This is a genomic window from Streptomyces sp. XM83C (genome assembly GCF_023072675.1).
Classification (GTDB): domain Bacteria; phylum Actinomycetota; class Actinomycetes; order Streptomycetales; family Streptomycetaceae; genus Streptomyces; species Streptomyces thermocoprophilus.
The window spans coordinates 21,324-34,278 of sequence record NZ_JALLGL010000002.1 but is presented as its reverse complement, the minus strand read 5'-3'; the positions used below and the strand labels follow the sequence as shown (position 1 = coordinate 34,278).

Genomic DNA, 12,955 nt, shown 5'->3' with positions numbered 1-12,955 from the left:
GGTCTCAGTCCTCACTTCCGCTTGCCCCGCCGCGCGGACGGGACGGTGCGGCCCACGATCACGGTACGCCGGGGCGACTCGGCGGGCACGTCCTTGCCGCGGGTGCCCTCGTCCCGGCGTCCGCCGAGGGCGCGGCGGACGCCATAGCCGAACGCCGCGACCTTGACCAGCGGGCCGCCGAAGGTGGAGGCCACGGTGGTGGACAGCGCGGAGGCGTTCGAGGTGACCTCCTGGACGTCCGAGGCGATCGCGTCGACCCGGTCGATCTGGGTCTGCGCGGAGCGCACCGCCGCGGAGGCGTCGGCCAGCAGCGGAACGGCCTGGTCGGTCACGTCCGCCACGAGCTTGGTGGTCGCCTTGAGCGTCTGGGCCAGCCTCGCGAGAGCCACCGCGAGGAAGGAGACCAGGATCGCCCAGAAGACGGCCACCAGGATCCCGGCCACCTCTCCACCGGACACCTTGTGCACCCGCTCCCTGAAAACGTGCCTGAACATCGAAAAATCAGTGTCACCGAGCCTATCGCGCCGGGGGTGCCGCTCCGTACCGGATTAGGCGCGGAGCGCGGGTGTCCGAAGGCGCGATTGTACGGACCGAACACGGTTCAGTACGCTCCGTGTCCCATGCGAGATCAGCAGCCCGGACAGGCGCCTCCGCCCGGCAATCTGCCCGTGGAGCCCGACGCGTTCGTGGGACGGTCGGCCGAACTGGCCTCGCTCGCCGAGGCGCTCCGCACCGCACGGCTGGTGACCGTGACAGGACCGGGCGGGGTCGGCAAGTCGCGGCTGGCCGGGCGCGCCGCGGGCGGTGCCGGCGCCCGGGACGGGGCGTGGCGGGTGGAGCTGGCGCCGCTGCGCGACCCGGAGGTCCTGGACCACGCCGTCGTGGAGGCACTGGGGCTGACGGACCAGCGGCCCCGGGGGCCGCGGGAGACGCTGCTGGCGCATCTGCGCGGGCGGGAAGTGCTGCTGCTGCTCGACGGGGTGGAGCATCTGGCGGAGGCGTGCGCGGAGCTGGTCGCGGAGCTGCTGGCCAGGCTGCCGTCGCTGAGGGTGCTCGCGGTGGGCCGCCGCCCGCTGCGGCTGGCCGGTGAGCGGCTGTTCCCGCTGGAGCCGCTTCCCCAGGCGGACGCGGTGCGGCTGTTCGCGGACCGTGCCGCCGCGCAGGGCGTGCCGGTCGACGGGGAGACGGATGTCGTACGGGAGTTGTGCCGGCGTCTGGACGGGATCCCGCTGGCGGTCGAGCTGGCGGCGGGGAGGCTGCGGGCGCTGTCGCCGCGTCAGTTGCTGGAACGGTTCGACGACCGGTTCCGGCTGCTGGCGGGCGGGGCGCGCGACGCGCTCCCCCGTCATCGGGCGCTGCGCACGGCGATCGGCTGGAGCCATGAGCTGTGCACCCCCGAGGAGCGGCTGCTGTGGGCGCGGCTCTCGGTGTTCGCGGGCCGGTTCGATCTGGAGGCGGCGGAGTATGTGTGCGGGGGGCACGGGCTGCCCTCCGACGAGGTGCTGGAGGTGCTCACCGAGCTGATCGCGCAGTCGGTGGTGACGCGGGAGGAGACCGCGGCCGGGGCGCGCTACCGGATGCTGGACACGCTCCGTGCGTACGGCGCCGAGTGGCTGCGGGCCACCGGGGACGAGCCGCGGCTGCGGCGGCGGCACCGTGACTGGTATGTGGGTCTGGCGACCTGGTGCGAGCTGGAGTGGTTCTCGCCCCGGCAGGCGGAGGTGGCGGCGCGGGCCGAGGTGGAGCTGCCGAACCTCAGGTGCGCGCTGGAGCACTGTCTGACCGAGCCGGGCGAGGCGCATCTGGGCCAGTATCTGGCGGGTTCGCTGTGGTTTCTGTGGGTGGGCTGCGGGCGGCTGCCGGAGGGCCGGCACTGGCTGGAGCGCAGTGTGGAGCTGGACGCCGACCGTCCGGCGCACGCGCGGACACGGCTGAAGGCGCTGTGGGTGCTCGGCTATGTGGCGATCCTCCAAGGCGACTCGGTGCCCGCGCTGGCGGCGCTGGAGGAGTGCCGGGAGGGCGCGGAGCGCACCGCCGACGCGACGGCGCTGGCGTACGCGGAGCACCGCACCGGCTGTCTGGCGCTGGTCTCGGACGACGCGGTGCGGGCGGAGCGGCTGCTGCGGTCGGCGCTGGAGCGCTACCGGGAGGTCGGCGAGCTGAACAGCAATGTGCTGATGAGCCAGGTGGAGCTGGCGATGACGCGGGCGTTCCTCGGCGACCGGGCGGACGCGGTGCGTATCAGTGAGGACGTACGGCGGATCTGCGACGACCACGGGGAGCGGTGGGCGCGGGCGTACGCGCTGTACGTGCTGGGGTACGCGGCGTGGGCGGAGGGTGATCTGCCGGGTGCCCGTACGCTGCTGTCGGCGTGTCTGTCCGACGCGCACGGCTTCCACGATCTGCTGGGTTCGGTGCTGGCGCTGGAGCTGCTGGCGCTGGTGACGGCGTCGGAGGGGGACGCGGCGGAGGCGGCGGTGCTACAGGGCGCGGCGAGCCGGATCTGGCCGTCGGTGGGGCTGCCGCTGTTCGGGTCGGCCCACTACAACGCGCCGCACGAGCTGTGCGCGGCGGCGGCACGCGAGCGGCTCGGCGAGGAGCGGTACGAGCGGTGCCTGGCCCGGGGGCGGCTGCTGGACCGGGAGGCGGCCGTGGCGCGGGCGTTGCGCCGTACCGGTCCTCGGCCGGCGCCGGCGGGCTGAGGTGCTACGGCGCGCTGGAGATCAGCGGGCGTAGTACTCGACGACGAGCTGCTCGTCGCAGATCACCGGGATCTCCTTGCGGTTCGGCTCGCGGTCCAGGCGGAACGCCAGGGCCTTGAGGTTCACCTGGAGGTAGCGCGGGGTCTCGCCCTCGGGGGCGAAGCCACCCTCCCGGGCGATCTGGAAGAGCGTCTTGTCCTTGGAGCGGTCGCGGACCTGGACGACATCGTCGGGACGGACGACGAAGGACGGCTTGTCGACCTTCTTGCCGTTGACCTGGATGTGGCCGTGGACGACCATCTGGCGGGCCTGGTAGATCGTGCGGGCGATGCCGGAGCGCAGGACCAGCGCGTCGAGGCGCTTCTCCAGCTCCACGATCAGGGCCTCACCGGTCTTGCCCTGCACCTTGGCGGCACGCTCGTAGGCGCGGACCAGCTGGCGCTCGGAGATGTCGTACTGCGCGCGCAGACGCTGCTTCTCCAGCAGACGGACCTTGTAGTCCGAGTTCTGCTTGCGGCCACGGCCGTGCTCACCCGGCGGGTAGGGACGGGCCTCGAAGTACTTGACGGCCTTCGGGGTCAGCGCGATACCGAGGGCACGCGACTTCTTGACCTTGGGGCGGGACTGGTTCGCCACTGTCTCTCTTTTCCTAGTGTTCGGCTCGTCAGGGTTACGGGAGGTCGCATCCGCAGCCGGGGAATCCCTCCTCGCCGCGATGGGCGGGGCGGGCAGCCGCTCCCCTGGTCTGGGCACATACGTGCAGCACGCGAGTGGCCCACCGACCGGTCCCGGGATTCCGGGTGGTGGTGGGCTGCCCGCGACACCGTTCGACGGTGCGCGACGCTCCTGGAACCCGCGGGGGGTTCCGGCTGGCCGTCCCGCTCTGACAGCACGGGACACAGCACTTCGGGGCAGTCTACAGGGTGCTCACGACGGTCTGCGACCGAGGTGCCTGCGGGTCCATTCGACGGCGTCCGCGTACCGCGCCTCGGCGCCGTGCCGGGTGGGGGTGTAGTACTCGCGGTCCTTGAGGGCGTCGGGCGCGTACTGCTGGGCGGCGATGCCCTCGGGCAGGTCGTGCGGATAGACGTAGCCCTGGGCGTGGCCGAGCTTGGCGGCGCCCTTGTAGTGCCCGTCGCGCAGATGCGGCGGGACCGGGCCCGCCAGGCCTTTGCGTACGTCGTCCAGGGCGGCGCCGATCGCGGTGGTGGCCGCGTTGGACTTGGGCGCCAGGGCGAGGGCGATGGTGGCGTGGCTGAGGGTGAGGGCGGCCTCGGGGAAGCCGATCATGGCGACGGCCTGCGCGGCGGCGACCGCGATGGGCAGGGCGTTGGGGTCGGCCAGGCCGATGTCCTCGCTGGCGGAGATCATCAGCCGGCGGGCGATGAAGCGGGGGTCCTCGCCGGCCTCGATCATGCGGGCCAGGTAGTGCAGGGCGGCGTCGACGTCGGAGCCGCGGATCGACTTGATCAGGGCGCTGGCGACGTCGTAGTGCTGGTCGCCGTCACGGTCGTACTTCACCGCCGCCCGGTCGACGGTGGCCTCCAGGGTGGCGAGGGCGATCTCGCTCTCGCCCTTGTCGAGAGCGGCCCCGGCGGCGGCCTCCAGCGCAGTCAGGGCGCGGCGGGCGTCACCGCCGGCGATGCGCAGCAGATGGTCCTCGGTGTCCTCGGGGAGGGCGACGGCCCCCTTCAGGCCGCGCTCGTCGGTGAGGGCGCGGCGCAGCAGGCCCCGGACGTCGTCGTCGGTGAGGGGTTCCAGGGTGAGCAGCAGGGAGCGGGACAGCAGCGGGGAGATGACCGAGAAGTACGGGTTCTCGGTGGTGGCGGCGATGAGGGTGACCCAGCGGTTCTCCACGGCGGGCAGCAGGGAGTCCTGCTGGGCCTTGCTGAAGCGGTGGATCTCGTCGAGGAAGAGGACGGTCTCCTGCCCGTACCCCCCGCTGGCGCGGCGGGCGCCGTCGATGACCGCGCGGACCTCCTTGACGCCGGCGGTGATCGCCGACAGTTCGACGAAGCGCTTGTTGGTGGCCTTGGAGACGACGTAGGCGAGGGTGGTCTTGCCGGTGCCGGGCGGGCCCCAGAGGATCACCGAGGACGGTCCGGCCGGGCCCTTGGCGCCCTCGCCGACCAGTCTGCGCAGCGGTGAGCCCGGCTTGAGCAGGTGCTGCTGCCCCACGACCTCGTCGAGGGTGCGCGGGCGCATCCGGACCGCGAGGGGGCTGGCGGTCGGGTCCTTCTCCTGGCGTTCTTCGGCGGCTGCGGTGAACAGGTCGGGCTCCACACCGAAACCCTAAGACACACCACTGACAGTGCCGCCCCGGCCGCCGGCCGGGTGCGGTCCGCCGGTCAGCTCGTCCAGAAGTCCCACCAGCGGGTCAGGACCAGCATGCCGATGATGCCGATGTGCAGCACGGGCATGACCCAGGTGAACTCGCCGAAGAAGCTCTTGAGCCAGCGCGGGGCGGGCAGGAAGTCGTTGCGGACGTTGAACGAGGTCACGTACCAGAACATGATGATCGTCGCGCACCAGGCCAGCGAGCACCACAGGCACAGCGCGTTGATGCGGTACAGCGACTGGAACATCAGCCATGCGCAGAAGCAGACGCCGAAGAGGGTGCCGGCGTTGAAGGTGAGCCAGTACCAGCGCGGGAAGCGGGCCCGGGCGAGCAGGCTCATGCCGACGCAGATGACGATGCCGTAGCACACGAGGCCGAGCATCGGGTTGGGGAAGCCGAACACGGAGGCCTGGTCGGACTGCATGACGTTGCCGCAGGAGACGACCGGGTTGAGGCTGCACGCGGGCGTGAAGGTCTTGCCCTCGACCTTGGCTTCGAGCAGCTTGAACTTGTCGATCGTGATGACCCACGCGGCGAGCAGCCCGGCGGCGCCGGTGATGACCAGCATGAGGGCGAAGGCCCGGCTGCCGCCCTCCGTCCTCGGCCCGGCGTCGGCCTGGGCGCGCTGCGGTTCGGGCTCCGTGGAGACGTCCTTGACTGTCGTCTTGCTCATCACGCCGATTCCGTCTGCTTGAGAGTTGGACCTTCTTCGGGCAGGGGCCATTGTGCCGTACCGGCCTGTGCACGCACCGTTCGCTTCACATAAGGACGTACGTACGGAGGGGGAAGAACGCTCGGTTCCGGACAAGGTCCGTGATACAGCGGGGCGCCGGTGCCTCCGGGGAGGCAACCGGCGCCCTGCACGCGCGCGTTCAGCCGAGCCGGGACTCCAGCTCCGCGACGATCTCGTTGACGCCGACGGGGATCTGTTCGCCGGACTCCATGTCCTTGAGCTGGACGACACCCTCGGCGAGGTCCCGCTCACCGGCGACGATCGTGTAGCGGGCGCCGCTGCGGTTGGCGTTCTTCATCGAGCCCTTCAGGCCCTTGCCGCCGTAGGCGAAGTCCGCGGCGATCCCGAGCTTGCGCAGCTCGGTGACCTTGGCGAACAGCACCCGGCGGGCCTCCTCGCCGAGCGGGACGGCGTAGACGCTGGTCGTCGCGGGGATGTCCAGTTCCACGCCTTCGGCCTGGAGGGCGAGGACGGTGCGGTCGACGCCGAGGGCCCAGCCGACGGACGGCAGTTCGGGGCCGCCGATCATCTCGGACAGCCCGTCGTACCGGCCGCCGCCGCCGACCGCGGACTGCGAGCCGAGGCCGTCGTGGACGAACTCGAAGGTGGTGCGGGTGTAGTAGTCCAGGCCGCGCACCAGCTTCGGGTCGTCCTCGAAGGCGACGCCGGCGGCCATGAGCAGCTCGCGGACCTCCTCGTGGTACGCCTTGCAGGCGTCGCACAGGTGGTCGCGCAGCAGCGGGGCGTCCGCGAGCTGCTTCTGCACCTCGGGCCGCTTGTCGTCGAGGACGCGCAGCGGGTTGATCTCGGCGCGGCGCACGGTGTCCTCGTCGAGGTCGAGCCCGCGCAGGAACTCCTGGAGGGCCTGCCGGTAGACGGGGCGGCACTGCTTGTCGCCGAGGCTGTTGAGCAGGATGCGGAACTGTCGCAGGCCCAGCGAGCGGTAGGCCTGGTCGGCGAGGATGATCAGCTCGGCGTCGAGCGCGGGGTCCTCCGCGCCGATCGCCTCGGCGCCGACCTGGGAGAAGTGGCGGTAGCGGCCTTTCTGCGGGCGCTCGTAGCGGTAGTAGGAGCCGGAGTACCACAGCTTGACCGGCAGGTTGCCCGCCTTGTGGAGGTTGGCCTCCAGGGTGGCGCGCAGCACGGAGGCGGTGCCCTCGGGGCGCAGGGCGAGCTTGTCGCCGCCCTTGGTCTCGAAGGCGTACATCTCCTTGGTGACGATGTCGGTGGACTCGCCGACACCGCGCGCGAACAGCTCGACGTTCTCGAAGCCGGGCGTCTCGATGTAGCCGTAGCCGGAGGAGAGCAGCGGGGCGGCGATCGCCTCACGGACCGCCAGGTACTTCGCGGACTCGGGCGGGATCAGGTCGTAGGTGCCCTTGGGGGCCTTGAAGGTGCTCACGGAAGGTCTCTCGTCACATTCCTCGTCGGGGAGCGGCGGGCGCTCCCTGGCCGGCGGCCACCTGCCGCAGATAGGGGTTGGTGGCGCGCTCGCGGCCGATGGTCGTCTGGGGGCCGTGGCCGGACAGCACCACGGTGGAGTCGTCGAGCGGCAGGCACACACGGGCCAGCGACTCGAGCATGTCCTCCATGGAGCCCCCCGGCAGGTCGGTGCGTCCGATGGAGCCGGCGAACAGCAGGTCCCCGGAGAAGAACACCGGCGGGACGTCGCCGGCCTCGGGCATCCTGAAGGTCACCGACCCCTTGGTATGGCCCGGTGCATGGGCGACGGAGAAGCGCAGGCCCGCCAGGTCCAGCTCGGTGCCGTCGGACAGCTCCCGCACGTCGTCCGGCTCCCCCACGGTCAGCTCGCCCAGGAGCGGCATGCCGATGGACCGGCCGAGCGCCTTCTCGGGGTCGCTCATCATGTACCGGTCGTCGGGGTGGATCCAGGCCGGTACGCCGTGGGCACCGCAGACGGGGACGACCGAGGCCACATGGTCGATGTGGCCGTGGGTGAGGACGACGGCGACGGGCTTGAGCCGATGCTTCTTCAGCGTCTCCTCGACTCCGGGGGCCGCCTGGTGGCCCGGGTCGATGATCACGCACTCCTCACCGGCGGCGGGGGCGACGAGATAGCAGTTCGTCCCCCAGGCCCCGGCGGGGAACCCGGCAATGAGCACGATCGTCCTTCGGTGTGTCGGTTCGGGGTGGTTCCGGTCGGCTGTGGCTGCTGTCAGAGCCTACCGGCGGTGCCGATTCCTCAGCGAACCCATATACGGTACGGGGCACACGCAGGCGATCGGCTCAACTGACGCACGCGCCCCAGTCGACGAACGAGACGCATTGAGGAGTAAACCCGGTGGTCAGCCAGGAGCAGCGGCGGCGTCAGCTCGCCCGGGAGAAGTTCTTGCGGCAGCAGCAGCGGCGCACCGAGGCACGGCGCAAGGCGCGCACGCGCAACGCGGTGATCGCGTCCGTGCTCGGCGTGGTTCTGGTCGGCAGTGTCGCCCTGTACACGACGGACGCCTTCAAGGGTGACGACGACAAGACCAACGCGAGCGCGGAGGTCACGCCGAGCGCGTCGGCGAGCAAGGTGTCCGACCCGTGCGGCAAGCCGGCGGCGGGCGCGGTCAAGTCGGAGAAGTGGTCGAAGGAACCGGCCATGACCATCGACAAGTCGGCGAAGTACACGATGAAGCTGGAGACGACGTGCGGTGACATCGACATCGCGCTGAAGACGTCGGCGGCGCCGCACACCGTCAACTCGTTCAACTTCCTCGCCGGCAAGGGGTACTTCGACCACACCAAGTGCCACCGGCTCACCGACACCGGCATCTACGTGCTGCAGTGCGGTGACCCGACGGGCACCGGCACCGGCGGCCCCGGCTACACGATCCCCGACGAGAACCTGAAGGACAGCAGCCTGAAGGGCGACGTGTACCCGGCGGGCACGGTGGCGATGGCCAACACGGGTCAGCCGCACACGGGCGGCAGCCAGTTCTTCCTCGTCTACCAGGACAGCCAGCTCCCGCCGAGCTACACCCCGTTCGGTACGGTTTCCGAGGCGGGCATGAAGGTGCTGAAGAAGATCGCGTCGGCGGGCGCCCAGGCCGCCGACCCGACGACGGGCAACACGGCACCGAACGCGACCGTGGTGATCGACAAGGCGACCGTGACGAAGTCCTGACACCGGCGGCCGGGCCTCGCGGTGCCTCGTGGGGCCCTCACCGGCGTCTTCCGTGGCCGGCGGCGAAATTTCGGTCGCGCTGGATGCGGACAGGGAACCCGCTGGTCGCCTATGTTGGCGGTGACGAAACTGTGGACGATGCCCGGGGGAGCTGAGGCCCCCCGCAGGCATCATGTGGAGGAGGCGCTGTGAGCAGCGACCCGTGGGGCCGCGTCGACGAGACGGGGACCGTGTACGTGCGTACGGCCGACGGCGAGAAGGTCGTCGGTTCCTGGCAGGCCGGCTCTCCCGACGAGGCACTGGCCTACTTCGAGCGCAAGTACGAGGGCCTGGTTGTGGAGATCGGCCTCCTCGAGAAGCGCGTGCAGACCACAGACCTGTCGGCGAAGGACGCCATGACCGCGATCGGCCATCTGCGTGAACAGGTGGACGCGCACCACGCGGTCGGCGACCTGGACGCGCTGCGGGTCCGGCTGGACAAGCTCGTCGAGACCGTCGAGAAGCGCCGTGAGGAGCGCAAGGCGCAGCGGGCGAAGCAGTCGGACGAGGCACGCCGGGCCAAGGAGGCGCTGGTGGCCGAGGCCGAGGAGCTGGCCCGGTCCGATCAGTGGCGGGCGGCCGGTGAGCGGCTGCGGGCGCTGGTGGACACCTGGAAGGGTCTGCCCCGGCTGGACCGCAAGTCCGACGACGAGCTGTGGCACCGCTTCTCGCATGCCCGGTCGGCGTTCTCCAAGCGGCGCAAGGCGCACTTCGCGCAGCTGGACGCGCAGCGGGAGGAGGCCCGCCGGATCAAGGAGCGGCTGGTCGCCGAGGCGGAGGCGCTGTCGGACTCGACGGACTGGGGTCCGACGGCTGCGCGGTACCGCGAGCTGATGGCCGAGTGGAAGGCGGCGGGCCGGGCGCAGCGCGAGCACGAGGACGACCTGTGGAACCGCTTCCGCGGCGCCCAGGACGTGTTCTTCGCGGCCCGCAGCGCGGTGTTCGCCGAGCGTGACGCGGAGCAGGCCGAGAATCTGAAGCTGAAGGAGGAGCTGGCCGAGGAAGCCGAGAAGCTCCTTCCGATCACGGATCTGAAGGCCGCACGGGCCGCGTTCCGGTCGATCAACGAGCGCTGGGAGGCCATCGGCCATGTGCCGCGGGACGCCCGGCCGAAGGTCGAGGGCCGGATGCACGCCGTGGAGCGGGCGATCCAGGAGGCCGAGGAGGCCGAGTGGCGCCGGACCAACCCGGAGGCACGCGCGCGTGCCGAGGGGCTGACCGGTCAGCTGCAAGCGGCCGTGGACAAGCTGAAGGGCCAGATCGAGCAGGCACGCGCCCAGGGCAACACCGCGAAGGCGGAGAAGCTGGAGCGTGAGCTGGAGGGCCGCCAGGCGCTGCTGGACCAGGCGCTCAAGGGCCTTCAGGAGTTCGGCGGCTGACCCCGCCCGTCCCGTCACGCGTCGGAGCCCCCGTACAGCCGCTGTACGGGGGCTCTCGCGTGTCCTGCCGGGCCGGCCGGCCTCGGTGAGGGCCGGGGGCTACGACGGCCTGCGGGCGGACGTCACGCGGTAGACGTCGTACACGCCCTCCACGCCGCGCACCGCCTTCAGGACGTGACCGAGATGCTTGGGGTCGCCCATCTCGAAGGTGAAGCGGGAGGTGGCGACCCGGTCGCGGGAGGTCTGCACGGCCGCGGAGAGGATGTTGACGTGCTGGTCGGACAGGACGCGGGTGACGTCGGACAGCAGACGGGAGCGGTCCAGGGCCTCGACCTGGATGGCGACGAGGAACACCGACGACTGGGTGGGCGCCCACTCGACGTCCAGGATGCGCTCAGGCTCGCGGGACAGTGACTCCACGTTGACGCAGTCGCTGCGGTGCACGGACACGCCGCTGCCGCGGGTGACGAAACCGATGATCGGGTCGCCGGGCACGGGCGTGCAGCAGCGGGCCAGCTTGACCCACACGTCGTCGACGCCCTTGACGACGACGCCGGGGTCCTGGCTGCTGCGCCGCTTGCGGCCGCGGCCGCGGGCCGGCGGGACCGCCTCGTCGATCTCCTCGGTGGCCGCCTCCTCGCCGCCGAGCGCCTGCACCAGCTTCTGCACGATGTTCTGCGCGGAGACATGGCCCTCGCCGATCGCCGCGTACAGCGCGGAGATGTCCGCGTAGCGCATCTCGTGCGCGAGGGTGACCAGGGAGTCGCCGGTGAGGATGCGCTGGATCGGCAGGTTCTGCTTGCGCATGGCGCGGACGATGGCGTCCTTGCCGTGCTCGATCGCCTCGTCGCGGCGCTCCTTGGAGAACCAGGCGCGGATCTTGTTGCGGGCGCGCGGCGACTTGACGAAGCCGAGCCAGTCGCGGGACGGGCCGGCGCCGGGTGCCTTGGAGGTGAAGACCTCCACCAAGTCGCCGTTGTCGAGGGTGGACTCCAGCGGGACGAGTCTGCCGTTGACCCGTGCCCCTATCGTGCGGTGGCCGACCTCGGTGTGGACGGCGTACGCGAAGTCCACCGGGGTGGCACCGGCGGGCAGGGCGATCACATCGCCCTTGGGGGTGAAGACGAAGACCTCGTTGCGGGACAGGTCGAAGCGCAGGGACTCCAGGAACTCGCCGGGGTCCTCGGTCTCCTTCTGCCAGTCCAGCAGCTGCCGCAGCCACGCCATGTCGTTGATGGCGTCCTTGTCCTTGCCGGACGTCTTCGGGGCGTCGGTGCGGACCTTGGAGGCGCCGGCGACGGCGTCCTGCTTGTACTTCCAGTGCGCCGCGATGCCGTACTCGGCGCGGCGGTGCATGTCGAAGGTGCGGATCTGCAGTTCGACCGGTTTGCCGCTGGGCCCGATGACCGTCGTGTGCAGCGACTGGTACATGTTGAACTTGGGCATCGCGATGTAGTCCTTGAACCGCCCGGGAACGGGGTTCCAGCGGGCGTGGACGGTGCCCAGCGCCGCGTAGCAGTCGCGGACGGTGTCCACCAGGACGCGGATGCCGACCAGGTCGTAGATCTCCGCGAAGTCACGGCCGCGGACGATCATCTTCTGGTAGACGCTGTAGTAGTGCTTCGGGCGGCCGGTGACGGTGGCGCGGATACGGGCGGCGCGCAGGTCGGACTGGACCTCGTCGATCACCTTGGCCAGATACTCGTCCCGCTTGGGGGCGCGCTCGGCCACCAGGCGGACGATCTCGTCGTACATCTTGGGGTAGAGGATCGCGAAGGCGAGGTCCTCCAGCTCCCACTTGATGGTGTTCATGCCCAGGCGGTGGGCGAGCGGCGCGTAGATCTCCAGGGTCTCGCGCGCCTTCTTCTCCTGCTTCTCCCGCTTGAGGTAGCGCATGGTGCGCATGTTGTGCAGGCGGTCGGCAAGCTTGATGACCAGGACGCGGGGGTCCTTGGCCATCGCCACGACCATCTTGCGGACGGTCTCCGCCTGCGCGGCCTCACCGAACTTGACCTTGTCGAGCTTGGTGACGCCGTCGACGAGGAGGGCGACGACGTCGCCGAAGTCGCGGCGCAGGTCCTCCAGGCCGTACTCGGTGTCCTCGACGGTGTCGTGCAGCAGGCCCGCCATGAGGGTGGCCGGATCCATGCCCAGCTCGGCCAGGATCGTGGTCACCGCGAGGGGGTGCGTGATGTACGGGTCGCCGCTCTTGCGCTTCTGGCCTCGGTGCCAGCGCTCGGCGACCTGGTAGGCGCGTTCGATCTGGCGCAGCGTCGCCGTCTCGATCTTGGGGTCGTTGCTGCGGACTATGCGCAGCAGCGGCTCCAGGACCGGGTTGTACGGGTTGGCGCGCTGCACGCCGAGGCGGGCGAGGCGGGCGCGGACGCGGTTGGAGGATCCGCTGCGGGCGGGCTGGCCGACGTTGGGCCGGACCGCGGGCACGGCACGCTCCGGAGGGGCCGGTTTGGGGCGCGCCTGGTCGGCGGCGGGGCGCTCCGCGGGCGCGGACGGGGCGTGTTCGATCGGCCCGCGCGTGTCGTTCTTGGCGTGCGGTGCGTTCGGCGCGGGCTTTGCCGCCGCGGCCGAGGCGGACTCGGGCTTGGCGGCGGTCAGGTGCTGGGCCTCGTCTGGCAA

10 protein-coding genes are annotated in these 12,955 nt (G+C 71.0%); 3 read left to right on the top strand and 7 right to left on the bottom strand.

Translation table 11 applies throughout. The features are described from left to right. Positions 1-11: 11 nt before the first annotated feature. Positions 12-467, bottom strand: coding sequence for a DUF948 domain-containing protein (locus tag MTQ10_RS00605; protein WP_247461116.1), 456 nt, complete (start codon positions 465-467; stop codon positions 12-14). 153 nt (positions 468-620) lie between these two features. Between MTQ10_RS00605 and MTQ10_RS00600 the strand changes: the two genes are divergently transcribed. After that, the gene (locus MTQ10_RS00600) at positions 621-2,702 is read left to right on the top strand and encodes an ATP-binding protein (protein ID WP_247461057.1); all 2,082 of its coding nucleotides are present in this window, start codon (positions 621-623) and stop codon (positions 2,700-2,702) included. A gap of 21 nt (positions 2,703-2,723) precedes the next feature. Here the strand turns inward: MTQ10_RS00600 and rpsD are convergent, their stop codons facing one another. The 5 genes from rpsD to MTQ10_RS00575 all read right to left on the bottom strand — a co-directional run bounded on the left by rpsD (position 2,724) and on the right by MTQ10_RS00575 (position 7,896). After that, complete coding sequence (gene rpsD / locus MTQ10_RS00595; RefSeq protein ID WP_247461055.1) at positions 2,724-3,338, bottom strand: 30S ribosomal protein S4; 615 nt, start codon at positions 3,336-3,338, stop codon at positions 2,724-2,726. A gap of 291 nt (positions 3,339-3,629) precedes the next feature. Beyond that, positions 3,630-4,985: a replication-associated recombination protein A gene (locus MTQ10_RS00590; protein ID WP_247461053.1), complete on the bottom strand. Its 1,356-nt coding sequence runs from the start codon at positions 4,983-4,985 to the stop codon at positions 3,630-3,632. 65 nt (positions 4,986-5,050) lie between these two features. Beyond that, positions 5,051-5,713, bottom strand: a complete 663-nt coding sequence (locus MTQ10_RS00585; protein WP_247461051.1) for a vitamin K epoxide reductase family protein — start codon at positions 5,711-5,713, stop codon at positions 5,051-5,053. Positions 5,714-5,912: 199 nt separating this feature from the next. Then, positions 5,913-7,175 carry a histidine--tRNA ligase gene (gene hisS / locus MTQ10_RS00580; protein WP_247461049.1) on the bottom strand — a complete coding sequence of 421 codons (1,263 nt, stop codon included), beginning with the start codon at positions 7,173-7,175 and terminating at the stop codon, positions 5,913-5,915. A gap of 13 nt (positions 7,176-7,188) precedes the next feature. Then, entirely contained in the window at positions 7,189-7,896 is a 708-nt protein-coding gene (locus tag MTQ10_RS00575) for an MBL fold metallo-hydrolase (protein WP_247461047.1), read from the bottom strand. Between the two features lie 179 nt (positions 7,897-8,075). On the opposite strand from MTQ10_RS00575, the gene MTQ10_RS00570 reads away from it, so the two are divergent. Both MTQ10_RS00570 and MTQ10_RS00565 read left to right on the top strand, forming a co-directional pair. After that, complete coding sequence (locus tag MTQ10_RS00570) at positions 8,076-8,903, top strand: peptidylprolyl isomerase (protein ID WP_247461045.1); 828 nt, start codon at positions 8,076-8,078, stop codon at positions 8,901-8,903. Between the two features lie 188 nt (positions 8,904-9,091). Continuing rightward, on the top strand, positions 9,092-10,321 hold the full coding sequence (locus MTQ10_RS00565; protein ID WP_247461043.1) for a DUF349 domain-containing protein: 1,230 nt from the start codon (positions 9,092-9,094) through the stop codon (positions 10,319-10,321). Between the two features lie 99 nt (positions 10,322-10,420). Here the strand turns inward: MTQ10_RS00565 and relA are convergent, their stop codons facing one another. Next, on the bottom strand, positions 10,421-12,955 hold the full coding sequence (relA, locus tag MTQ10_RS00560; protein WP_247461041.1) for a GTP pyrophosphokinase: 2,535 nt from the start codon (positions 12,953-12,955) through the stop codon (positions 10,421-10,423).